Origin of the sequence: Candidatus Pseudothioglobus singularis PS1, from assembly GCF_001281385.1 — a bacterium.
GTDB classification, from domain to species: Bacteria; Pseudomonadota; Gammaproteobacteria; order PS1; family Pseudothioglobaceae; genus Pseudothioglobus; species Pseudothioglobus singularis.
The window spans coordinates 332,458-354,473 of the sequence record NZ_CP006911.1; the positions used below are offsets into that span (position 1 = coordinate 332,458).

Genomic DNA, 22,016 nt, shown 5'->3' on the forward strand with positions numbered 1-22,016 from the left:
TTATTTGGACTTACTTTTTTTTCTTAGCTGAGCATAATAGAATCCATCGAATATATCATTAGGTAATTGTTGGTTTCCTATAGGGCCTTTGCCCCAAGGAACTTTGATTTCCTCAATACTACTATCCATATTGAGGTTAATAAATTTACTTATTTGATTTTCATTTTCATCTTTTAAAATCGAACATGTAGCATATACAAGTATGCCTCCAGGTTTTAGCATTAACCATAAGTTCTTAAGAATAGAAGCTTGAACCTCGACGATATGGGAAAGGTCCCTAGGTTTTCTTATAAGTTTAATATCTGGATGCCTTCTTATCACCCCTGTTCCAGTGCATGGAGCATCTACTAAAATCTTATCAAAAAGTCTTTGATTCCACCAGTCGCCGTTTGTTGCGTCTCCTAAAATGACTTTAACATTTTTATTCTTAAGTCTTTTAATATTATCATTGACTTTGATAAGCCTTTTCTCATCAGCGTCTAATGCCAAGATCTCTGAATTAGGACAAAGCTCAGCAAGATGAGTTGTTTTACCCCCAGGTGCGCAACAGGCATCTAATATTAATTCACCATTTTTTGGAGCAATGAGCTGACCTGCTAGTTGCGCAGAAGTATCTTGAACATAGCAAGAGCCATCTCTAAAATCTGGTAATTTTTCTACATTTACTGCTTTATTAAGGGTCAAAGACTGAGGTGCAATTTTTGAGGTCTTAGATTCTATACCCCCCTCTAAAAGTTTATCTTGATATGACTTGATATTAATTGATGGATGGACTCGAAGAGACATTGGGGCTTGTTTATTATTTTCAGTAAATATCTTATGAAAATTATCAGGATATTCCTTCATAATTTTTTTTACAAGCCAACTTGGATGAGAATAGTGAGGAGTATTAAGAATATCATCTCGGTCCCTATCAATCCCTCTAAGTATTGCATTGATAAGGCCTTTAGCCCATTGCTTTTTAATTTTTTCTGCCACCTCGACTGTTTCATTGATGGCAGCATGAGTTGACACATCAGTATAAATTAGTTGATATGCCCCCATAATTATAAGAATGTGAATATCAAGATTTTTTTTGTCTAAGGTTTTTTTTAGCCGAGGAGTTATAACATCATTAAGATGATGATAGAACCTGAGTGAGCCGTAAGTGAGTGACTTTGCAAATGAAGATTCTGAGGTTTCACTAGGAAATAACGATTCAGAAAGCGTATATTTTTCAAGTGCTACAAGACAAATAGCATTATGAGCAATGACTCTTGAATTATTGTTATTGAGCAAGGGTATTCAAAAATCTATTTAAAAGCTCTTCGGGCTCTAAATAGCCAGGAATATTTAATCCATTTTCAAAAAAAATTGATGGCGTTCCATTGACGCCCAATTGTTTGGAAATTGCTAGCTGCTCTGCAACTGGATTAATACAATCTGGGCTATTTGGCAAGAATCGCTTAGTTTTATAATTGTGAATGGCAATCGCCTTATCTTCAGCACACCATATTTTTTCCATAGCGCTTTGAGCATTTGGATGAAGTTGCTCCAGAGGTGAGGCCAAATATTTCACAGTAATTCCAAGAGCATTCATTTCATTCATATTTGCATGAAGTTTAGCGCAATAGGGGCAATCAACATCTGTAAAAACATGAACAACATATTTCTCATTTTCGGATTTAAAGATTATCTTTTCATTATCGCTAATGCTGTCAAGCATATTTTGTTTGATTGCGTTAACACGATTAGTGGAAATATTTGTCATTAATTCTAGATCAGTGACTGCGCCTTGAAGCACATATCTTCCATCCATAGAAATGTAAAGTACATCAATGCTAGGATTTGTAAGAACTACTTCATAGTATCCATCAAGCTGAGAAGTGCTAATATTTTCAGTCTTAATTTCTGGAAAATAAGGCTTTAATTTATTTACAATCATGCCAACATCTGCAAAAACAATATTAGTGATAAAGATTAACGCGATAGTAAGAAACTTTTTCATGTGAAAACTAATGATTAAAGAGGTAAATTTTACAGTTTTTTGGTAGAATATACCGAGATTATAATTTCCCGGAAATTGATATGGAGTTTTTTGTTACTCACCAAGCGGTTGACCATTATAGTGGAGACTGTTCAGTTGCCTTTGTTCTCAAGGGCAAATCAAATGAAAATAGAATTATTCAAAATTATCTAGATCTACATCGATTTGAGCCAAAATTAGCAAGCACCTTGATGCTTGGAAAAGTCGAGGGCTATAAGTCAAAAAGGGTTCTAGTTGTTGGTTTAGGTGAGTCGCCACTCAGTCAAAAAAATTATATAAAGGCGCTGAAATCACTTTCTTCAGCAATGAGTGTATCAAAGGTTAAAAATGTTGTCATTCCAAGTATTGAAGTTGAGGATGCCGATGAGGCTTGGCTTCAAATTACAACAGCCAGAGTTCTAAAAAATGAAAGTTATAAGGTAAAGAAAGTAGGTGTCAAGGAAGAGATTAGTGACATTGTGCTTGAGGCAGTCAATATATATTCTCAAAACAATGGGGCATCAGAAATTCAAAAAGGCGTTGCTATTGCAAATGGTATGGCGCTTACAAGAGAGCTAGGTGACTTGCCTCCAAATATCTGCACCCCAACTTACATCGCTGAGACAGCCAAGTCTCTTGCGGAAACTTATAATCTTGAATGCGAAATCCTTGAAGAGTCAGATATGGAGTCTCTAGGAATGAATTCTTTGCTCTCTGTTTCAAAAGGCTCTATAGAGCCTGGAAAGCTTATCAGTCTAAGTTATTCTAATGCCGGCAATGAAGCTCCAATCGTTTTGGTCGGTAAAGGTGTGACTTTTGATAGTGGCGGTATTTCTTTAAAGCCTGGTCAAGGCATGGATGAGATGAAATACGATATGTGTGGCGCTGCTTCTGTGCTTGGAGCAATGAGCGCTATTGCTGAAATGAATCTTAAAGTAAATTTGACTGTTGTTGTACCAACGGTAGAAAATATGCCGGCACATAATGCCTCAAAACCAGGCGATGTTGTTAAAAGTATGTCTGGTCAAACTATTGAAATTTTAAATACAGATGCTGAAGGTCGTTTAATTTTGTGTGACGCTTTGACTTATTGTGAGAAGTTTAAGCCTAAGGCAGTTATTGATATTGCTACTCTTACAGGTGCAGTTATTATAGCTCTGGGTAAGCATCATTCTGGTGTCATGTCTAATGATCAAAAGCTTGCAGATGCCCTTAAGTCATCAGGACTGTCATCACTTGATACCGTTTGGCAGTTGCCTCTTGATGAGGAGTATGATGATTTGCTGAAATCAAATTTTGCAGATATGGCAAACATTGGAGGAAGAGAAGCAGGGACAGTAACCGCAGCATGTTTTCTAGCTCGCTATGCAAAAAATTATTCTTGGGCTCATATTGATATTGCAGGAACTGCATGGCTGGGAGGTTCTAAGAAAGGCGCAACTGGAAGACCCGTTCCTCTATTAACTCAGTATATTATGGATCAAGTATAGGAACAGATTATGCCAACATTTGAAGACGTTGAAATTATTAAAGAGGCAAATATTTACTTTGATGGTAAAGTCACAAGTCGTGTTATAAACTTCAATGATGGAACCACAAAAACGCTTGGAATAATGATGCCTGGGTCATTTGAATTCTCGACTGAAAAACATGAATTAATGGAGATTATGGCAGGAGAGCTTAATGTTTTGCTCCCTGGAAATAATGCTTGGCAAACTATCAAATCAGGAGAGTCTTTTGAAGTGCCTTCACAAAGTGTGTTCAAGTTAGAAGTTAAAACTGTCGTTGATTATTGCTGTTCATACTCATAATTAACTATTATTGACTGATCAATTAAAATTGCTATAGATTAAAAAATACGACATGGAACCTTTAGTAATCATAAATGGCGAGGTGAAGTCCAATGTTAGTATCTTTAATCGTAATATGCAGTATGGTGACGGCTTATTTGAAACCTGTGTTGCAAAAGACAATAAAGTTTTATTTTGGGATAACCACTTTGCGCGACTAAATAATGGGTGTGATAGGTTAAATATCAAAAAAATAGCGAATTCAGTTTGGCTAGAAGATATAAAAAAAGCACTCAGTCTATCTTCAGAAAAAAATTGCATTGTTAAATTAATATTGTCACGTGGTAATTCACTCAGAGGCTATAGCTATAGCAAGGATATTGAGCCAGTTAGAGTTGTAATTGTATCTCAAATGAATGAGTATAAAACTAAAGAAACTTACTCACTAGAATTTGCAATTAGTGGGTTTCACTCAAACCCAAATTTAGCAGGCATTAAGCATTGTAATAGGCTCGAACAAATTTTGGCTCGAACAAACATGTTGGCTGATGAAGCTATTATGCTTGATGAGAATCAATCGGTAGTTTCAGTAACTCAAGGCAACATCTATTTAATATTTGGTAATAAGTTGATTACCCCTAAACTAGAGAGGTGCGGTGTGATTGGCAGCAGAAGATCGATAATTTTAGAACTATCAAGATTAATCAACTTAGAGGTGATAGAGGAAGATATTTCAATTAAGCAGCTAGAGAAAGCTAATGAAGTATTCGTTTCAAATAGCCTGATTGGTATTCAGCCAGTCACTTCAATTGGCGATTATTACCTAACTAATAACCCAATAACTGAGAAAATTAGTGCTGCATATTCGTCTATTACTCAAGATATTAAATCTTGGACATGCTTGTAAATAATAAGAATAAATTCTTTTCAAGACTTGTTGCATCTATTTTTTTGCTTCTATTTATGGCTTGGATTCTTGTATCTAAGGATATAACTTCTGTCCAAACACAAATTATTCAAGTTAAATCTGGCGCTTCAATGGGAGTCGTTGCGCAAGATTTAAGCGAAAAAAAACTAATTAAGTCAAAATTATTTTTTACAACACTAAGCAGGCTACTTAGTGCTAATAAAAAATTAAAGTCTGGCTACTATGAATTAAAGCCTAACACCTCTGTATTTGAATTTATAGAGAAAATTTCAAGAGGAGATGTACTCAAAACTAAAATTACTTTAGTTGAAGGAAAAACAATTAAATACTATTTTAATCAGTTAAAAAATGATCCATCGCTCACAAAAATAGGCTCATTTGATCAAGTTATGAACTCAATTGGAGTCAAGGAGCCATATGATGGCTGGTTTTATCCTGAAACATATATCTTTAATTATGGTGAGAGTGTTGAAAATGTTTTGAAAAGATCGCATTTGGCAATGAAAATAAAGATATCAGAGATGTGGGAAAAAAGAGATAGGAGTATTCCGCTTACTTCGCCATATCAGGCCATAATCCTTGCCTCTTTAATAGAAAATGAAACTGCCTTAGATTATGAAAAACCATTAATTTCAAGTGTTTTTATAGCAAGACTGAATTTAAATATGCGACTTCAGACAGACCCAACAGTGATATACGCATTGGGAGATGCCTACTCATCTCCATTAACTCGAAGCGATTTAAAGATTGATCATCCATATAATACATACCGTAATAAAGGTTTGCCTCCAGGAGCTATATCTTCAGCTGGGCAAGCTTCATTGTATGCAGCTCTTCACCCTGCAAAGGAAAATGACTTGTATTTTGTTTCAAAGAAGGATGGAAGCCATGCATTTGCTCCAAATTATGAAAAACATAAAGAGAATATCAAGAAGTACTTAAATAATAACTAGTTTAAAATTGTATGCTATGAATAAAGGAAGGTTTATCACAATTGATGGTGTTGAGGGTGCTGGTAAAAGTACACAAATAGATCTTATTTGTAGCTATTTGCAGCGAAAAGGTATTAAAGTTGTGAGAACTCGTGAACCAGGTGGTACTGATGTTGGAGAAAAAATTCGCTCCGTATTGCTTGACGTTGACAACCAAGAAATGCACAGTGATACAGAGTTATTATTAATGTTTAGTTCTAGAAACGAGCTCATACAAAATAAAATTATCCCAGCTCTGAATAACGGTTCTTGGGTTGTCAGTGATCGTTTTACTGATGCTTCTTTTGCTTATCAAGGTGGTGGGAGGATGCTTAATTTAGATCGAATTGCTAAATTAGAAGAATGGGTCTTAGGTGACTTTCAGCCTGATCTAACTCTATTACTTGATATCAGCGTTGAGATAGGCATGACCAGAATTGAGGCTCGTGCTGCAAAAGACAGAATTGAGCTTGAGGAGAGAGCTTTTTTTGAACGTGTAAGATCTGTATTCATTAGTAGGTCTGAGGCCTTTCCTAAAAGAATTAAGTTAATTGATGCAAGTGGAACAATTAATGATATTCATGAAAAAATTAGATTACTCGTAGACTCAATATGATTCCTCCTTGGCAAAAGAGTGCCAGTGACAAGCTCGATAAAATGGTTCAGCAGAATCATTTACCTCATGCATTGCTTATTACTGGAGTTGATAAAATTGGTAAACTCAATTTGACTCAAAACTTTATTCAAAAACTTCTTTGTCCTAGCTCTTCCTGTGGCACATGCGAGTTTTGTCAATCTCTTCAAAAAGATCAGCCAGAGGAAGAGCTGGGTCACAGTGTTTTAATTCGGCGCTCTCATTACCCAAATTTAATCTACTGTAGAACTGAGCTTAATGATTCAGGCTCAATGTCAAAAGAAATTCGGGTTGATCAAATTCGTGCTTTTTGTGAGGTATTGAGTAAAACGGCTGACTCTCTTCAGATTGGCGTCATTTTTTATGCAGATCAAATGAACAATAATGCAGCTAATAGCCTATTAAAAACGTTAGAAGAGCCTAGAAAAAATACACTTATTATTTTGTTAGCACATAATATAAACCTTCTCCCAAAGACTATACTGTCTCGATGTCAAACTATTCATATTAATCCCACTTATGATCAGGAGAGCGCGGATTGGCTTTCAAATCAAATTACTGAAAACACAAGAGATGATTTTGATTCTATGCAACTTCTAGAGAGTTCCCACGGGGTTCCTCAAAAAGCACTCGATGATCTTAAAGGTGATTATTTTCTTAAATATCAGAGTTGGCAGAATTTATTGCTTGAGATTGTGCTAAGTCCAACCAAAATATCAAATACTGATATATTTGTTGATCATGAACTTGAAGTTCTTAAATGTTTACAGCATCTTTTGAATGAAGCTATTAAAATTAAAGTGTTAGATCATGAAGGAGCAAATCTAGAGCTTAATCAAGTTGTTGAAAAAACATCATTCAATAATCTATTCAAACTGCTTGATGATACAAATCGTGCTATATCAATGGCACAAACAACTATAAATATTAAATTATTATTGGATAATGTGTTGGTTGTCTGGTCACACATAACCAATTTAAAAAAGTACCCAGCGATTACTAATATTCAGGAGTATTAATGAACCAATCTTCAATTTTATTTAAAGAGGCTAAAGAATATATACCCGGAGGAGTGAACTCTCCAGTTAGGGCCTTTAATGGTGTGGGGGGAGATCCAGTTTTTTTTGATAGAGGTGAGGGTGCTTATCTTTTTGACGTAGATGGAAATTCTTATATTGATTATGTAGGCTCTTGGGGGCCCATGATCTTAGGCCATTCTAATCCAGTTATCATTGATGCAGTTAAGTCAGTTTTAGATAAAGGTTTGGGCTTTGGGGCGCCAACTCAGATTGAAACTTCACTTGCAAAAAAAGTTTGTCAGATCATGCCATCCATTGAGCTAGTTCGAATGGTCAGTTCTGGAACTGAGGCAACTATGAGTGCAATTCGATTAGCAAGGGGCTATACAAACCGAGATAAAATTTTGAAATTTGAGGGCTGCTATCACGGCCATTCTGATTCTTTGTTAGTTAAGGCAGGGTCAGGTGCTCTAACGCTAGGGGTTCCAACATCCCCCGGCGTTCCTGGTGATCTTGCAAAACATACTCTGACTCTTGAGTTCAATAATCTGGAGCTTGTCGAGGATTTATTTTCTAAGATGGGTGAGGAGATTGGATGCATAATTGTTGAACCCATTGCAGGCAATATGAATTGTATACCTCCTAAAGAAGGTTTTTTGCAGGGCTTACGCAAGATTTGTGATGAGTATGGCGCTGTTCTGATTTTTGATGAGGTGATGACAGGATTTAGAGTAGCTTTAGGGGGTGCGCAAGAAGTTTATGATGTTGTACCTGACCTTACGGCATTAGGAAAGGTAATTGGAGGTGGGCTTCCAGTTGCTGCCTTTGGGGGGAAGAGAGAAATCATGAGTCAAATAGCCCCTCTAGGCCCTGTTTATCAAGCAGGTACACTTTCAGGTAATCCACTTTCTATGGCATCAGGTATCGCTATGCTTAGCGCTCTGGAATCTGATAAATCTTTTTATCAAAACCTGGGTCTAAGAGCCTCTAATTTAGTTGATGGTATTGTATCGGCAGCTAAATCTCATAATATCCCTATGACATCTAATTATGTTGGTGGTATGTTTGGTTTATTTTTTAGTTCAGAAGAAAAAGTAAGTAATTTCTCTCAGGCATCTAGTTGTGATATTGAACTATTTAAAAAATTCTATAATGCCATGCTGAAAAAAGGTATCTATCTTGCACCTTCAGCCTATGAGGCTGGTTTTCTATCAATAGCACACTCAGATGAAGACATTACTAAAACAATAGAGACAGCCTCTTCTGTCTTTTCTTCACTATGAGCTTAGTTACAGTTGGTGCTGAATTATTGTCAGCAAAGGAACGACTTCAAAACTTCAAAAATAATGTGACCATTTTTGGGTCGGCTCGAATTCAGGAATCTGATCCGATCTATACAGATGCCTATCGGCTAGGAAAAGAATTATCAAATGCTGGATATAATGTTTTTACAGGCGGCGGTCCTGGGATTATGAGTGCTTCCAATAAGGGCTCTTATGAAGGAAAATCTAAGAGTATAGGTCTTAATATTGAGTTACCAAATGAACAATCTAGTAATCCCTATTTAGATGAAAATATTACTTTTAACTATTTCTTTTCTAGAAAAGTCATGCTTGTTAAGTACTCAAGTGCCTGTATTTATTTTCCTGGTGGGTACGGCACTGCTGATGAGTTAATGGAAGTTTTAACATTGATGCAGACTCGTAAAATGAACAAAGTTCCAATCATATTGTATGATTCTAAATTTTGGAGTTCGCTCCTATCCTGGATCGAGCAAACTGTTGATAAATCATATGTCAATCGGGAGCATTTTGAATTAATTAAGGTTGTTGATTCTATTGAAGAAATAATGACTATCGTGGAGTCAGAAGTATGTCTTTAGCAATGTTTGACCTTGATAATACGCTTATTGGTGGAGACAGTGATTATCTGTGGGGTGAGTTTTTATGCGAAAAAGGAATAATTGAAGACACGGCCTCTTTTCAAAAGATGAATGAATATTTTTATCAGCAATATGAAGTTGGTAAGTTAGATATTTATGCCTGGGCAGAATTTAGTTTTAAAGTTCTAACTGAATATTCTATAGATGAGCTTAATGATCTTCGTCAGAATTTTATTCACCAAAAAATTGAGCCTATTTTTCTTGATAAAGCTCAAAGCTGCATTAATCAGCATAAAGAAAATGGCGATACTGTTCTTGTGATTACTGCATCCAATACATTTATAACTGCTCCAATAGCTGAGATGTATGGAATAAATCATCTACTTGCCACAGAGCCTGAATTTAAAGATGGACGTTTTACAGGTAAAGTTTCAGGAGTTCCATGTTTTCAGTCAGGGAAAATTGATAATTTGATGCCTTGGATTGAAAAACATAATAAGAATTTGAAGGGCTCTTATTTCTACTCTGACTCTCACAATGACCTCCCACTTCTTGAGCTTGTGGATAATCCTGTAGCTATTAATGGCGATCCAAGATTGACTAGTACGGCAAATAAGAATGGTTGGCCAAATCTTGACTGGCGATAAACTAAATAAATAAATCTTGACTAGATTTTTGAGCGACATCCAGATAAGTTGCAGCACCAGCAAACTCTATTCCTTCAATAAATTCATCTCTTGAGAAGCCAAACATCCCCATAGTCATCTCACAGGCTATAAATTTAACACCCATTTCAACACAAATACTTCTGAGCTCCTCGATAGTTGCCATGCCATTGTTTTGAAATGTTTTTTTCATCATTTTTGTGGCGAAAAGCTCAAAGCCAGGGATATTCCAAATAATATTGGGAATTTTTGGACCAAAATCTATTGACTGAAACCACTTTGGCCCAAAAGGCATTTTCATTGGCATATCAGGATTACCCTGGGGCGAAATTCTCAGATGCGACAAGTCTTTGAGTAGAAGGTTTAACCCATAGAAAGTACAAAAAACAGTTACCTCCTTACCCATAGCAATGCCAGTTGAAGCCAAAATAAAGGGAGGATAAGCCCAGTCGAGTGTTCCTTTTGAGGCAATGAGCGTCATTTCGTTAGAGTCAGATGTCATAGAGTCTAATTCTTTTCAATATTAAAGATGATTTTATTGCCATCATCTTTTTGAGAGATTAACTTGTGGCCAAGCTGGTTACAAAAGGCAACAAAATCCTTTTTTGATCCTTGATCAGTACAAATGACCTCAATAATCTCTTTTGATTCCATTGAAGCTAGTGCTTGCTTAGTTTTTAAAATTGGCATTGGACATGCAAATCCACACATGTCTAGAGTATGATCAGCCATAGAAATCACCTCAAAAGTTAAGTAAGAATATTTTAGTAGGTTATGACTGTTATTTGATTATATTTTTTTTAACTAAAACCCCTGCAGCCATTGAAAGCAGGAACACTATGATTATTGGGTCAAAAGTTGCTATTGCAGCGATAGCTGGACCAGGGCAAAGGCCAACAAGCCCCCAACCTACTCCAAAAAGCGATGCACCAATAATAATCTTTTTATCAAGCTTTTGTTTCTTCGGTAAATCAATTTGATTACCCAGGGAAGATGTTTGTCTATTTCTCATAAGATAAAAGAATGGTCCAGCAGTAATAATACCGCCACCCATGACAAAAATAAGAGAGGCATCCCAGTTATGAGTGATGCTCAAAAACCCAATTACTTTTTCAGGATTAGTCATTCCTGAAATAACTAGACCGATTCCAAAGATAATACCTGAGACAAGGGAGATAATTTTGTCACTCATAGATAGATCCCAAACTGCTGAAGGGTGAATACTGTTAAGACTCCTATTGCAACAAATGTTGCAGTTGCAACCATAGAGTTGACTGATAATCTACCAATACCACATATTCCATGACCAGAGGTACAGCCACCTCCTAACCTAGTCCCAAAACCAACCAAAAATCCACCAGGAATAATTAAAAGGTATGAATGGGTTATTTCAAAAGCGATTGGATTATTTGGTAAGACTATATTGTAGATAATTAATGGGCCTACTACCAGCCCAATTAAAAACAAAGTATTTGAAACTCTTTGAGACGTTTGCGTAATAGCATTTTCAAAGATTCCACTAATTCCTGCTAGTCGCCCTGTGGCATAAAAATATAAAACGACAGAAAGGCCAATAATGATGCCTCCAATTAAAGCGCTAATGGGCGTAAAGTTATGCATTTCTAATTAAATCGAAATTATTCAATTCAATAATAACAGAATTCGAAGTTTTAAAGAGGTAAAGTCTATATAGTTAATCGGAGAACTTAGAATAATAATATCTTCTCAATTTAGGCCTTGAGACAATATGTGAAAAGATAGCCATAAGCAAAAAAAGAAGTAATACAATGTATTCACTTTTTGCAACATCAAATCTCATTCCAATAACTAAAGCACTAAAGAAATAAGTCTTTAAAATTGTATCTAAAAATTGAATAGGATATAACTGCCTAGATTCAGATATCAAGTATTTTAATGAGTAAAAAGCAAAGGTAAGTAAAATGGTCACTCTTAAAGCGACCATTCTATGATAAGGCATCTCTTCTCCCTCAGAAATATAAAAGGGAAAATAGAGTGAAACGTCATAAATAGCTAGAACAGATGCGACCACGCACCATAGTCCAAGAAGTGCAATGAGAGTTTTTGCAAAAAATTTTAAGAATTTATTCATAGTCACTCAATTAAGCTCATTAAAAAATCCATTTAATATTATTAAATGGAATTATTTTCTAATGGCCTTTTTTTGAATAGGGCTAGTGACCGACCTATAATTTTTTCTATTGTAACTATTAAGGCTCAATAATGTCAACCCCTTCTTGAGAGGCGAGTAGAAGTATGTCGGCACTCCGACATGCAAACAGTCCATTTGTCACCACTCCCACAATATTATTAAGTTGACTCTCAAGGGCTTTTGGGCTATCAATATTAAGATCGTGAATATCAAGTATTAGATTTCCATTGTCCGTAGTAAATTCTTCTCTCAATATTGGATTGCCGCCAATTGATTTGACAACTTCACGCTTTACATAGTTTGAGGCCATAGGAATCACTTCAATTGGTAAAGGAAATTTACCCAAAATATCAACAAGCTTTGAATCATCAGCTATACAAACAAATTGTTTAGAGGTCGTGGCTACAATTTTTTCACGAGTCAATGCACCTCCTCCACCCTTGATAAGGTTAAGGTCATGGTTTGACTCATCAGTACCATCGATATAAACTGAAATTTCGCTGACCTCATTTAGGTCAAAAACATGAATACCATGACTTTTAAGTCGATTTGCTGTTTCAATTGAGCTTGCAACAGCACCCCTTATGGAATCCTTAATTGTCGCTAGTTGATCAATAAAAAAATTTGCTGTTGAGCCTGTGCCAACGCCTATAATAGTTTCAGGAACAACATACTTAAGTGCAGCCTTAGCAACCTCATTTTTCAATTCATCTTGGGTCATGTTGCCTCCATCTTTTAGTTCAAAATTATTATACACGATGAAAAAAATTATCCTTGCAACAGGAAATCCTGGAAAGGTAAGAGAATTAAACGCCATGCTAAATGGGCATTATAGTGTTGTCTCTCAAAAAGATTTACAGGTTAAGGAAATCCCCGAGACTGGCAGTTCTTTTATTGAGAATGCATTATTAAAAGCAAGAAATGCATCGCTTCAAACTAAACTACCCGCTTTGGCTGATGATTCAGGCCTTGAGGTCGAAGTGCTGGATGGTGAGCCAGGTATTTACTCAGCTAGATATGCTAGAGAAGGCGCAACAGATGAGGAAAATGTAAAAAAGCTTTTGTTGAAAATGGAGGGCCATAATAATCGTAAAGCCCATTTTTGTTGCGCAATGGTCTATATAAATGATGAAAAAGATACAAAACCTATTATTATCGAGAGACGATGGGAGGGAGAAATTCTTAGAGAGCCCATTGGAACAAATGGTTTTGGCTATGACCCGATCTTTTATTTGAAGGACTATAGTTGCAGCTCTGCTCAACTTGAGCCAGATATTAAAAATAAAATATCGCATCGTGGACAAGCTTTAGATGATTTATTAAGTCAACTACTTAGAGCTGAATAACTTGCTTCAAATTCCACCCCTCTCCCTATACATTCATTATCCATGGTGTTTAAAAAAATGTCCATATTGTGACTTTAACTCTCATGAGGGAGAAATTCAATCTGACTACATTAGCGCTTTGATTAAAGATTTAGACGGTGATTTACAGTATGTTCAAAACAGAGCAATAGAATCAATTTTTATTGGTGGCGGAACGCCAAGCTTAATGAGTGCTGAAGATGCTAGCTATCTATTAAATGGACTGAAAGATAGGTTGAATTTTTCAGATAATGTTGAGATTACTATGGAGGTAAATCCAGGTACATTTGAAGCAGAAAAGTTTACTGAATTTCGAAGTATTGGTATTAATCGTCTATCTGTTGGCGTTCAATCATTCGAAGATAGCCAGCTCAAATTTCTAGGAAGAGTTCACAGTAGTAATGAGGCAGTCAATGCTATTATAGAAGCGCAAAGAGCCGGCTTCACAAATATAAATATTGATCTCATGTATGGCCTTAATGGCCAGAGTGTAGAGATGTGTATTGAGGACTTAAATAAAGCAATTGAGCTAAGTCCTACTCATATATCTTTTTATCAGTTAACTCTTGAGCCCAATACGTTATTTTCCAAATTCCCTCCCCGCCTTCCATCTGATGAGATTATCTGGGAAATGGGTGAAAAGGGCGCAAAACTGTTGAATAAAAAAGGCTTTAGACAGTATGAAGTTTCTGCTTATAGCTCTAATCCATCCCTACACAACCTAAATTACTGGACATTTGGAGATTACATTGGAATTGGTGCTGGTGCTCATGGAAAAATAACAGATATGAGTTCGCATCAAATATCAAGAACTTTAAAACCAAAGTCACCGAATGAATATTTGTTATCTATTAAACAAAAGAAAATGATCTCAAGGAAAAAAATAGTAGATAGCTTATCTTTTGAGTTTATGTTGAATAGCCTAAGATTAATTGATGGTTTTGATTCTGGATTGTTTGAATCTAGAACAGGATTGTCAATTGAATCAGTTCGCTCTCAAATTAAAGAAGCTGAAAAGCTCAATTTGTTAAATATAAGTGATAATTGGATCAAACCAACAAAGAAAGGATATAGCTTCCTGAATGAGCTTCAGGAAATATTTTTGTAGGTAAAGCCTGTCATTAGAGCCTGTGACTGGTAAAATCCTTTCTAGTTTTTTAAAAGTTTAAGTGATATGACCTCTCATAAAATAGCAGATGTTCTTACTGAGTCTTTGCCTTATATTCAAAGGTTTAAAGGAAAGACAATAGTCATCAAATATGGCGGAAATGCTATGGTTGATGAAAATCTAAAATCAAGTTTTGCTAGAGACATAGTCCTCATGAAGTCTGTAGGAATGAACCCTATTGTTGTTCATGGTGGCGGACCACAGATTGGAAGCACTCTCGAAAGGCTAGGAAAAAATAGTGAGTTTGTGGATGGTATGCGAGTAACAGACAGTGAGACCATGGATGTTGTTGAAATGGTCCTTGGAGGGTTGGTAAATAAGGAGATAGTTAATCTAATTCATCAGCACGGTGGAAATTCAATTGGCCTTACTGGTAAGGATGGAAGACTCATCACCGCAAAAAAACTTAAAACAGAGATGGAGCCAACGTCTGAAATTATTGATTTAGGACATGTTGGACAGGTTGATCAGATTGACGTGTCGGTAATCAACTTGCTGCTGCAAGGTGATTTTATTCCCGTTATAGCTCCAATAGGTGTTGGAAAAGATGGCTTCTCCTACAATATCAATGCTGACCTGGTTGCTGGTGCAATTGCTGAATCCCTCAATGCTGAAAAATTAATTCTTCTCACTAACACAGCCGGTCTTTTGGATTCAAATGGAGAGCTTATGACTGGAATGAGCTCATCAACAGTCAAAGAACTAATTGATAATGGGACTATTCATGGCGGCATGCTTCCTAAAATAAGTTGTGCCCTGTCAGCCGTTGAAAACGGCGTTAAAACGAGTCATATTATTGATGGTAGAGTTTCTCATGCAGTTCTTCTAGAGGTCTTTACTGATTCAGGAGTTGGTACACTAATCACAACAAATGGTTAAAACGCACAGAGACACCATTAGTGTTAATGACTGTCAAGTATTGGCACATTATCAATTTGAGGCTGATCAATATATTATTACTTTAGAGTCAAAAGAAATTGCTGACTCAACCCGTCCTGGGCAATTTGTTCATTTATCGGTTTCTGGAATGTTGGCCATGAGAAGGCCAATTTCAGTCATGTCTGTTGACGCTGATAATGGAACTTTTGATTTGCTTTATAAGATTGTAGGTGAGGGTACTAAACAACTTGCAGATAGAAAAATTGGTGATGTACTATCAGTTATTGGACCCATTGGAAATGGCTTTGAGCTCACAGATCGTAAAATCCCCCTCCTCATTGGAGGTGGCGTTGGAATGCCTCCAATGATAGCAATCGCCCAAAAAATCAAAGATAATGCCTATTATAATCCCTATGTCATATTGGGCTCTGAAGTGCCTTTTCCCTTTGAAGCAAGTCAAAGTAGTTTGAACGGATTTAACTCATCCAAATTCTATACTATGCCTCTTTTAGAGGAATGGCGGGTGCCTTGTGGTTTGGCAAGTCTTCAAGATTATGAGGGAGTTTATAAGGGTTATGTTACTGATCTTGCTAGGGAGTATTTGGATAGCCTTTCTTCGAGTGACCTTAAAGAAGTAGAGGTCTTTACATGTGGCCCTAATCCTATGCTTGAAGCCGTTTCTAAGCTCTCTAATGAATATAACCTGCCCTGTCAGGCTTCCTTAGAAGAGTACATGGCGTGCGCAGTTGGAGGCTGTGCTGGGTGTGTTGTTGAAGTTGCAACCGAGAATGGACCAGCTATGAAAAGGGTCTGTGTTGATGGGCCTGTTTTTGATGCAAAAACAGTTTTTAATGATTTCAGATAACCTAAAGCTAGTCAATTCTAGAATAGAGTCTATTCAATCTGATCAAGATGTAGAGCTTATTGCTGTCAGTAAAACAAGATCAGTTTTAGAGATTCAAGAGGCTTTTAATGCAGGCCAAATCCATTTTGGAGAAAACTACCTCCAAGAATCCTTAGAAAAAGTCAACTACTTTAAAGACTCTGGGTTAGTGTGGCATTTTATAGGCCCAATTCAATCCAATAAAACTGCATTAATATCAGAAAACTTTGATTGGGTTCATAGTGTTGATCGATTCAAAATTGCCAAAAGGCTGAGTGATCAAAGAAATCCAAATTTAGGCAAATTGAATATTCTTGTCCAAGTAAATATAGATAAAGAGAAAACAAAATCAGGAGTATTTATTGAGCAAGTTGATGAGATAGTTTCAGAGATTATTTCATTGCCTTATATTTGTTTAAGAGGCTTCATGTGTATACCTAAAGCTGAAAACTCAAGCGATAGTTTTTCAAAAATGAAAGATTTAATATCCAATTACCCTTCACTTGATACTCTATCAATGGGTATGTCTGCCGACCTTGAGGTTGCAATAAAGAATGGGGCAAATCTGGTTAGAGTTGGGACAGATATTTTTGGGCAAAGAAGCTATAATTAAACATACTTATTCATTTTTTTTTAAAGGTGTATACATGCAAGTCAGATTAATGATTACGGGTGGGACGATTGATAAAGTTTACAATCAATCAAATGGTGAGCTTGAGTTTGATAAGACTCATTTCCCTGAAATGATAAAAAGGTCCAGAATAGAGGTCAATATCATTCCTCAGGAGCTGACCCTGATTGACAGTTTAGATATGGTTGATTCCGATCGAAATTTAATTTTAGAGAGCTGTGAGAAATGCGATGAGCAATTTATATTAATTACCCATGGCACTGATACGATGTGTGACACTGCAAAGCTATTGGGAGAGCGGGACATGAAGAAGACTATTGTCCTATTTGGCTCTATGGTGCCTTATGCAGTTAATAATTCTGACGCACTATTCAATTTTGGCTGTGCATTAGGATCTGTTCAGCTTTTAGGTTCTGGTGTCTATATTGCTATGAATGGAAGAGTTTTACCGTGGAGCGATGTTGAAAAAAATAGAAGCTTAGGAGTCTTTCAGAATCTAAAGTAATTATTTTCTTTATTCAAGGCTGTCGAGCATATACTGAACTGTTATCTTTATGTCGTTATCACTGCAATCCATACAAGTTCCCTTAGCTGGCATTCCGCCCTTTCCAGCTATTGCTGATAAGGTGAGTTTTTCTAGTCCAAGGTCTATTCTTGGTGCCCAGTCTTCTAATGAGGCAAACTTAGGTGAACCCATTACTCCGGATGTATGACAGCCAGCACATTTGCTGTTATAAATTTCTTCTCCAGAGCGCACTGCAGTTTCAACGATTTCTGCTGATGCAACTTGAGTGCTAGTATCGATGCGAACTTCACCTACTGGTTTGATTCTCTCTAAAACGCTATTTTCCACCATAGTTTCACTATTGGATGAATCACCACTCGTCGAGTTAAGTGCTTTAAAGCCAATAAAAATCATGGCAATTGCCCAAACGATTAGCATTAGTTTTGTCGAACCCGAAGTACCTTGATTCATTGCGTCTTCCCTTAGATTAGATTAAATTCCGCGATATTATACATTTGGTTATAATATCTTGGAGTTGAATGCAACAAAAATATGCTAAAAAAAACCCTCCTAAGAAGCCTTAATATTCTAAAGATTAGTACTTGGGTGACAGCATTCATGGCCCTAGCTGTATTGGCAGTCGTTGCTTTTCTGATTATGTTTCCTCAGACCATCAAGGGTCAGATTGAAAGTCGTCTTTCTGAAATTAGTGGTCTGGATGTTCGTATTGAAAAAATTTCTCTTGAATTTCAGGAAAATGAACTTTTTTTAGCAGTCAAAGAGCTACAAATTAGTTCAGATAGCTTGAAGCCAATTGCTAAGGTTGATGTTTTACGATGGAATGTTGATCTTATGGCCCTCTATAAAGGCATCGAGATACCTGGTCATATTGATGTTAATGAGTTGTTAATTGACACTTCAAATATCGATGATTATGTTGGAATAATGAATGCAGAGTCAGTGTTATCTAACATTGGCGTATCTGGTTTATTAGCTCTTCAATCTCTTTCTATTAATAGAACTAAGCTCATAGGTCAGCAGTCACTTGACCTTGCACCAATTGAATTAAAGAGAAATAAACAAAAGATTAGCCTTTCTATGAGAGATCAGTCGATTTTTAGTACTTCGCAAGTTCCAAAGCTTGGCAGCATGGTCAACATTAATACAAGTATTGATGTTGCAAAAGCAAGAGAAGAGCGTGTTGCCGTGATTCCTTTTTCCCTTCAAAATGAAGATTTTAATCTTTCAGCACAAGTTAAAATTTTTAATCAACAAGATCAAGTTTATCTTGAATTTGAGAGTTATATTGATCAGATAGAGGTATCAAAAATTAATCAGAATATCCCAGAGTCGCTCTCTTCTTCAGAGGGAGCTCGATGGATAGACGAAGTTTTAAAAGATGGATTTTTGACAGACATTATGTTGACAACTCGATTTAACATGTCGGGAGAGATAGAGGCTCCAAATACTAAATTTTCTGCCAATCTTTCGAAGGCAACTATAAATGCAAATCCCAATTGGCCATCTATTGAAGATATAAATGCAAAAGTGACTTTTTCAAATGATTATTTAAAGATTGTAGGAAATCAAGCTAGAGTTGAGGGCATCGATTTAAGTTACCTAAGCATAACTACTAGAGATTTTAATCAGCCAGATGCAAAATTATCTCTCAATGCGCGATTTGATTCAAACAGTCAAAAAGTTGAACAGTTTATTAGAGAAACTTCAGTATCAGATAAGATTAAAGCTTATCTCAATGAGTTTGAGCTGATTGGAAAGCTTTGGGGAAATATTAACCTAGTTGCTCCACTTCAAAAAAATACTGATCAAAAGCCAGAGTTAACTTTTGATATGTTTGCATCTGAGAATTCACTCAGTCTTTTTGATGGAGAAATTAATGTTGATGGATTTAATTCTCAAATCTCTTTTAAAGACGGTCTCATTAGAACAAAAGGTAAAGGGTTAATTGGAGGCGAGCTTTTTCAAATGTCATTAAATCCTAAAGATTGGATTAATGAGGACAATTCGGCTTTAAAAGTTAAGTTGACTCATTTGAGTAGTTCGATTGATGCTTTTATTAGCAAGCGCTCGTCTGTTGAATGGAGCAGTATTATGAAATCAGAAGATTTATATGCTGATCTGACTTTATTGATAGATAATGATGGCAAATATATTCTTAACCTTAAGGATCTCAATATTTCAAGCCTTGATAATATAAATGATTGGAAACTATCACCTAAAATTTTTCCAAGCTTACATCTGTCTCTTAAAGACTCCAAGGTTAATAATAAAATAGTTCCCAATTTTGAGGCTGATCTCATCAATCATGATTATGTGATGGAAATCAAAAACCTGGTTTTTGAAAATATTGGCCTCAGTGAAGAAGATTTAGTTTTTAATGGAAGCTGGTTAAACGGAAAAACAGCTTTAAGAGCTAAAGCTTCAAGTCAAAATTTGTCAAGTTTTTTGAATAAATTTGGGGTTAATGAGCCTGTTATTGGTGGTGGTTTTAGTGTCGATTTACGGTTATATTGTGATTGTGAGCCATGGCAAGTTGCTCCAAAGAATGTAACTGGCTATATGCAAGCAGAGGTTGCAGAGGGGGTTTTTACGAACCAAGATCCCAATCTTTTTAAATTGATTTCATTTATTAATTTAGAGACCATTGCAAATCGTTTTAGGTTAACTAGAAGTGAATTAAGAGAGGCGGGCTATGTTTATGACCAGATCAACGCTAAATTATTATTTAATGACGGAGTTGCAAAAGTGGACTACTTCCTTGTAGAGAGTGAAGAGAGTGATATTGAGTTAACTGGTTCAGTTGATTTAATTAAAAGAGACTATAATTTAGCAGCAAACGTTCAGCCAGCAATTGCTAACACGATCCCTTTAGCCACTTATTTAGCTGGAGGAGGTCTTGCTGGTTTTGGGGTTTGGGCTGCAGATAAGATGCTTTTTGGTGGTGAAGTAATGAGTGGACTTCTAGATAACACTGTTGAGATAACTTTTGTTATTTCAGGTCCATGGTCTGAGCCAATTATTGAAAAATTAGATGGAGTTAAAGTTTTATGATTAATCAACTATTAAATGATCACAAAATTAATGAGGTTGAAATATACAATCTACTGAGTTCTCTGTCAGGCACTGGTTCAGATTACTCTGATTTATATTTTCAGCATTCTGTTGCAGAATCCTGGGTTCTTGACGAAGGGATAGTCAAGGATGGCTCCTATAATATCAGTCATGGTGTTGGAGCAAGATGTGTATCAGGTGATAAAACGGGATTTTCTTATTCAGATGATCTAAACTTGAAGGCCATTCAAGGCGCAGTAGATTTTGCAAAAGGCATATCCAGTAGTAAGCCTCATTCATCACCTAAACTTCTAAAGAGCACTAATTATCCCTCTAAATATTCTGCCATTAGTCCCCTTGATAGTTTGACTTCTGAGCAAAAAGTTGACCTATTGAGACAAATCAATACTATAGCAAGAAAAGAACCTAAAGTGGTCCAGGTTAGTGCTTCACTTTCTGGAGCCTATACTGAAGTTTTAATAGCCTCCACTGATGGTGTTTACGAGATTGACTGCAGACCAATGGTAAGAGTAAGCGTTTCAGTTATTGTAGAGCATAATGGAAGGGTTGAGCAGTCTTCAAGTGGCGGTGGTGGACGATATGATTACAGCTATTTTGCTGAAAACTCATTGGCCGAAGTTTATACGAAAGAGGCAATCCGTTTGGCTCTTGTAGCATTAGATTCTAATGATGCTCCAGCAGGAAAGATGCCTGTCATCCTGGGATCTGGTTGGCCTGGAGTTTTGTTACATGAGGCAATTGGACATGGCTTAGAAGGCGACTTTAATCGTAAGGGCAGTTCTGTGTTTAGTGGAAAAATTGGTGAAAAAGTGGCTAGTGAAAAATGCACTATTGTTGATAACGGAACTATTCAAAATAGAAGAGGCAGCTTAACGATTGATGACGAGGGTACGCCAACTCAAGAGACTACTCTAATTGAAAAAGGGGTTCTTAAAGGCTACATGATGGACAAAATGAATGGCCGCTTGATGAATAAGCCAAGCACAGGAAATGGAAGGCGTGAATCCTATGCACACATCCCAATGCCTAGAATGACGAATACTTATATGCTAAATGGCGAAGACAAGTTTGACGATATGGTGATGTCAGTAGAAGATGGAATTTATGCTAAGAACTTTGATGGTGGTCAAGTTGATATTACTTCAGGAAAATTTGTTTTTTCTGCAAACGAAGCTTACCTAATCAAAAATGGGAAAATTACAACACCCATCAAGGGTGCTACCCTAATTGGTGCCGGTGATGAAGTGCTCCACCAAATCTCCATGGTGGGAGATGATCTTCAATTAGATCCTGGCATTGGTGTATGCGGGAAAGACGGGCAAAGTGTTCCAGTTGGAGTTGGGCAGCCTAGCCTCAAAGTTGACATGCTCACTGTGGGTGGTACGCAGCTTTAATTTAATATCTTATCCGGTTAATTAAACGCTTTTTA

At 36.4% G+C, this 22,016-nt stretch carries 26 protein-coding genes; 17 read left to right on the forward strand and 9 right to left on the reverse strand.

Translation table 11 applies throughout. From position 1 onward, the window contains the following. Both rsmB and W908_RS01680 read right to left on the reverse strand, forming a co-directional pair. Positions 1-1,278: a 16S rRNA (cytosine(967)-C(5))-methyltransferase RsmB gene (rsmB, locus tag W908_RS01675; RefSeq protein WP_053819678.1), complete on the reverse strand. Its 1,278-nt coding sequence runs from the start codon at positions 1,276-1,278 to the stop codon at positions 1-3. Then, on the reverse strand, positions 1,268-1,987 hold the full coding sequence (locus tag W908_RS01680; RefSeq protein WP_053819679.1) for a thioredoxin fold domain-containing protein: 720 nt from the start codon (positions 1,985-1,987) through the stop codon (positions 1,268-1,270). The genes rsmB and W908_RS01680 overlap by 11 nt, the downstream gene beginning before the upstream one ends. Before the next feature lie 80 nt (positions 1,988-2,067). Between W908_RS01680 and W908_RS01685 the strand changes: the two genes are divergently transcribed. Genes W908_RS01685 through W908_RS01725 form a run of 9 tightly spaced genes read left to right on the forward strand, consistent with a single transcriptional unit; the run spans position 2,068 to position 9,876 of the window. Then, positions 2,068-3,495, forward strand: coding sequence for a leucyl aminopeptidase (locus tag W908_RS01685; protein ID WP_020023941.1), 1,428 nt, complete (start codon positions 2,068-2,070; stop codon positions 3,493-3,495). A 9-nt stretch (positions 3,496-3,504) separates the two neighbouring features. Next, positions 3,505-3,816, forward strand: a complete 312-nt coding sequence (gene ppnP, locus W908_RS01690; RefSeq protein WP_053819680.1) for a pyrimidine/purine nucleoside phosphorylase — start codon at positions 3,505-3,507, stop codon at positions 3,814-3,816. 52 nt (positions 3,817-3,868) lie between these two features. Continuing rightward, complete coding sequence (pabC, locus tag W908_RS01695; RefSeq protein ID WP_053819681.1) at positions 3,869-4,702, forward strand: aminodeoxychorismate lyase; 834 nt, start codon at positions 3,869-3,871, stop codon at positions 4,700-4,702. Beyond that, positions 4,693-5,676 carry an endolytic transglycosylase MltG gene (mltG, locus tag W908_RS01700; RefSeq protein WP_053819682.1) on the forward strand — a complete coding sequence of 328 codons (984 nt, stop codon included), beginning with the start codon at positions 4,693-4,695 and terminating at the stop codon, positions 5,674-5,676. Before pabC ends, mltG begins: the two co-directional genes overlap by 10 nt. Positions 5,677-5,692: 16 nt before the next feature. Further along, positions 5,693-6,310 carry a dTMP kinase gene (tmk, locus tag W908_RS01705; RefSeq protein WP_053819683.1) on the forward strand — a complete coding sequence of 206 codons (618 nt, stop codon included), beginning with the start codon at positions 5,693-5,695 and terminating at the stop codon, positions 6,308-6,310. Beyond that, entirely contained in the window at positions 6,307-7,347 is a 1,041-nt protein-coding gene (locus W908_RS01710; RefSeq protein WP_053819684.1) for a DNA polymerase III delta subunit-related protein, read from the forward strand. Before tmk ends, W908_RS01710 begins: the two co-directional genes overlap by 4 nt. Next, complete coding sequence (gene hemL / locus W908_RS01715; RefSeq protein ID WP_053819685.1) at positions 7,347-8,630, forward strand: glutamate-1-semialdehyde 2,1-aminomutase; 1,284 nt, start codon at positions 7,347-7,349, stop codon at positions 8,628-8,630. Before W908_RS01710 ends, hemL begins: the two co-directional genes overlap by 1 nt. Further along, positions 8,627-9,229, forward strand: a complete 603-nt coding sequence (locus tag W908_RS01720) for an LOG family protein (protein ID WP_053819686.1) — start codon at positions 8,627-8,629, stop codon at positions 9,227-9,229. Before hemL ends, W908_RS01720 begins: the two co-directional genes overlap by 4 nt. Then, the gene (locus W908_RS01725) at positions 9,220-9,876 is read left to right on the forward strand and encodes a histidinol-phosphatase (protein ID WP_053819687.1); all 657 of its coding nucleotides are present in this window, start codon (positions 9,220-9,222) and stop codon (positions 9,874-9,876) included. Before W908_RS01720 ends, W908_RS01725 begins: the two co-directional genes overlap by 10 nt. Position 9,877: 1 nt before the next feature. On the opposite strand, the gene W908_RS01730 is transcribed toward W908_RS01725, so the two are convergent. The 6 genes from W908_RS01730 to rpiA all read right to left on the reverse strand — a co-directional run bounded on the left by W908_RS01730 (position 9,878) and on the right by rpiA (position 12,785). Beyond that, positions 9,878-10,396: a DsrE/DsrF/DrsH-like family protein gene (locus tag W908_RS01730; protein WP_053819688.1), complete on the reverse strand. Its 519-nt coding sequence runs from the start codon at positions 10,394-10,396 to the stop codon at positions 9,878-9,880. A gap of 5 nt (positions 10,397-10,401) precedes the next feature. After that, positions 10,402-10,626: a sulfurtransferase TusA family protein gene (locus W908_RS01735; RefSeq protein WP_020023951.1), complete on the reverse strand. Its 225-nt coding sequence runs from the start codon at positions 10,624-10,626 to the stop codon at positions 10,402-10,404. Positions 10,627-10,675: 49 nt separating this feature from the next. Continuing rightward, positions 10,676-11,086: a DUF6691 family protein gene (locus W908_RS01740; RefSeq protein WP_020023952.1), complete on the reverse strand. Its 411-nt coding sequence runs from the start codon at positions 11,084-11,086 to the stop codon at positions 10,676-10,678. After that, positions 11,083-11,514, reverse strand: coding sequence for a YeeE/YedE family protein (locus W908_RS01745; RefSeq protein WP_020023953.1), 432 nt, complete (start codon positions 11,512-11,514; stop codon positions 11,083-11,085). Before W908_RS01745 ends, W908_RS01740 begins: the two co-directional genes overlap by 4 nt. Before the next feature lie 73 nt (positions 11,515-11,587). After that, the gene (locus tag W908_RS01750) at positions 11,588-12,004 is read right to left on the reverse strand and encodes a hypothetical protein (RefSeq protein WP_053819689.1); all 417 of its coding nucleotides are present in this window, start codon (positions 12,002-12,004) and stop codon (positions 11,588-11,590) included. Between the two features lie 118 nt (positions 12,005-12,122). After that, positions 12,123-12,785 carry a ribose-5-phosphate isomerase RpiA gene (rpiA, locus tag W908_RS01755; protein WP_053819690.1) on the reverse strand — a complete coding sequence of 221 codons (663 nt, stop codon included), beginning with the start codon at positions 12,783-12,785 and terminating at the stop codon, positions 12,123-12,125. A gap of 37 nt (positions 12,786-12,822) precedes the next feature. On the opposite strand from rpiA, the gene rdgB reads away from it, so the two are divergent. The 6 genes from rdgB (at position 12,823) to W908_RS01785 (ending at position 17,494) form a co-directional block, all read left to right on the forward strand. After that, complete coding sequence (rdgB, locus tag W908_RS01760; RefSeq protein ID WP_026371151.1) at positions 12,823-13,410, forward strand: RdgB/HAM1 family non-canonical purine NTP pyrophosphatase; 588 nt, start codon at positions 12,823-12,825, stop codon at positions 13,408-13,410. Position 13,411: 1 nt separating this feature from the next. Further along, positions 13,412-14,536 carry a radical SAM family heme chaperone HemW gene (hemW, locus tag W908_RS01765; protein ID WP_020023957.1) on the forward strand — a complete coding sequence of 375 codons (1,125 nt, stop codon included), beginning with the start codon at positions 13,412-13,414 and terminating at the stop codon, positions 14,534-14,536. Positions 14,537-14,602: 66 nt separating this feature from the next. After that, entirely contained in the window at positions 14,603-15,475 is an 873-nt protein-coding gene (gene argB, locus W908_RS01770; protein ID WP_053819691.1) for an acetylglutamate kinase, read from the forward strand. Then, a complete protein-coding gene (locus tag W908_RS01775; protein ID WP_020023959.1) occupies positions 15,468-16,340 on the forward strand; it encodes a dihydroorotate dehydrogenase electron transfer subunit in 873 nt (290 codons plus the stop codon). The genes argB and W908_RS01775 overlap by 8 nt, the downstream gene beginning before the upstream one ends. Then, positions 16,309-16,971 carry a YggS family pyridoxal phosphate-dependent enzyme gene (locus tag W908_RS01780; RefSeq protein WP_020026220.1) on the forward strand — a complete coding sequence of 221 codons (663 nt, stop codon included), beginning with the start codon at positions 16,309-16,311 and terminating at the stop codon, positions 16,969-16,971. Before W908_RS01775 ends, W908_RS01780 begins: the two co-directional genes overlap by 32 nt. 34 nt (positions 16,972-17,005) lie before the next feature. Then, entirely contained in the window at positions 17,006-17,494 is a 489-nt protein-coding gene (locus W908_RS01785; RefSeq protein ID WP_020023961.1) for an asparaginase domain-containing protein, read from the forward strand. Positions 17,495-17,503: 9 nt separating this feature from the next. On the opposite strand, the gene W908_RS01790 is transcribed toward W908_RS01785, so the two are convergent. Continuing rightward, positions 17,504-17,965 carry a c-type cytochrome gene (locus tag W908_RS01790; RefSeq protein ID WP_053819692.1) on the reverse strand — a complete coding sequence of 154 codons (462 nt, stop codon included), beginning with the start codon at positions 17,963-17,965 and terminating at the stop codon, positions 17,504-17,506. A gap of 81 nt (positions 17,966-18,046) precedes the next feature. On the opposite strand from W908_RS01790, the gene W908_RS01795 reads away from it, so the two are divergent. Further along, complete coding sequence (locus W908_RS01795; RefSeq protein ID WP_053819693.1) at positions 18,047-20,566, forward strand: YhdP family protein; 2,520 nt, start codon at positions 18,047-18,049, stop codon at positions 20,564-20,566. Then, positions 20,563-21,981, forward strand: a complete 1,419-nt coding sequence (gene tldD, locus W908_RS01800; protein WP_053819694.1) for a metalloprotease TldD — start codon at positions 20,563-20,565, stop codon at positions 21,979-21,981. Before W908_RS01795 ends, tldD begins: the two co-directional genes overlap by 4 nt. Positions 21,982-22,016 lie beyond the last annotated feature (35 nt).

Coding starts and splice junctions, on each gene's coding strand:
- W908_RS01710 (WP_053819684.1), top strand. CDS start 6,307: ATGATTCCTCCTTGGCAAAAGAGTGCCAGTGACAAGCTCGATAAAATG.
- W908_RS01685 (WP_020023941.1), top strand. CDS start 2,068: ATGGAGTTTTTTGTTACTCACCAAGCGGTTGACCATTATAGTGGAGAC.
- mltG (WP_053819682.1), top strand. CDS start 4,693: ATGCTTGTAAATAATAAGAATAAATTCTTTTCAAGACTTGTTGCATCT.
- W908_RS01725 (WP_053819687.1), top strand. CDS start 9,220: ATGTCTTTAGCAATGTTTGACCTTGATAATACGCTTATTGGTGGAGAC.
- W908_RS01740 (WP_020023952.1), bottom strand. CDS start 11,086: ATGAGTGACAAAATTATCTCCCTTGTCTCAGGTATTATCTTTGGAATC.
- W908_RS01775 (WP_020023959.1), top strand. CDS start 15,468: ATGGTTAAAACGCACAGAGACACCATTAGTGTTAATGACTGTCAAGTA.
- rpiA (WP_053819690.1), bottom strand. CDS start 12,785: ATGACCCAAGATGAATTGAAAAATGAGGTTGCTAAGGCTGCACTTAAG.
- argB (WP_053819691.1), top strand. CDS start 14,603: ATGACCTCTCATAAAATAGCAGATGTTCTTACTGAGTCTTTGCCTTAT.
- ppnP (WP_053819680.1), top strand. CDS start 3,505: ATGCCAACATTTGAAGACGTTGAAATTATTAAAGAGGCAAATATTTAC.
- W908_RS01730 (WP_053819688.1), bottom strand. CDS start 10,396: ATGACATCTGACTCTAACGAAATGACGCTCATTGCCTCAAAAGGAACA.
- pabC (WP_053819681.1), top strand. CDS start 3,869: ATGGAACCTTTAGTAATCATAAATGGCGAGGTGAAGTCCAATGTTAGT.
- tldD (WP_053819694.1), top strand. CDS start 20,563: ATGATTAATCAACTATTAAATGATCACAAAATTAATGAGGTTGAAATA.
- tmk (WP_053819683.1), top strand. CDS start 5,693: ATGAATAAAGGAAGGTTTATCACAATTGATGGTGTTGAGGGTGCTGGT.
- hemL (WP_053819685.1), top strand. CDS start 7,347: ATGAACCAATCTTCAATTTTATTTAAAGAGGCTAAAGAATATATACCC.
- W908_RS01720 (WP_053819686.1), top strand. CDS start 8,627: ATGAGCTTAGTTACAGTTGGTGCTGAATTATTGTCAGCAAAGGAACGA.
- W908_RS01735 (WP_020023951.1), bottom strand. CDS start 10,626: ATGGCTGATCATACTCTAGACATGTGTGGATTTGCATGTCCAATGCCA.
- W908_RS01795 (WP_053819693.1), top strand. CDS start 18,047: ATGCTAAAAAAAACCCTCCTAAGAAGCCTTAATATTCTAAAGATTAGT.
- W908_RS01790 (WP_053819692.1), bottom strand. CDS start 17,965: ATGAATCAAGGTACTTCGGGTTCGACAAAACTAATGCTAATCGTTTGG.
- W908_RS01780 (WP_020026220.1), top strand. CDS start 16,309: ATGCAAAAACAGTTTTTAATGATTTCAGATAACCTAAAGCTAGTCAAT.
- W908_RS01745 (WP_020023953.1), bottom strand. CDS start 11,514: ATGCATAACTTTACGCCCATTAGCGCTTTAATTGGAGGCATCATTATT.
- W908_RS01750 (WP_053819689.1), bottom strand. CDS start 12,004: ATGAATAAATTCTTAAAATTTTTTGCAAAAACTCTCATTGCACTTCTT.
- W908_RS01785 (WP_020023961.1), top strand. CDS start 17,006: ATGCAAGTCAGATTAATGATTACGGGTGGGACGATTGATAAAGTTTAC.
- rdgB (WP_026371151.1), top strand. CDS start 12,823: ATGAAAAAAATTATCCTTGCAACAGGAAATCCTGGAAAGGTAAGAGAA.
- W908_RS01680 (WP_053819679.1), bottom strand. CDS start 1,987: ATGAAAAAGTTTCTTACTATCGCGTTAATCTTTATCACTAATATTGTT.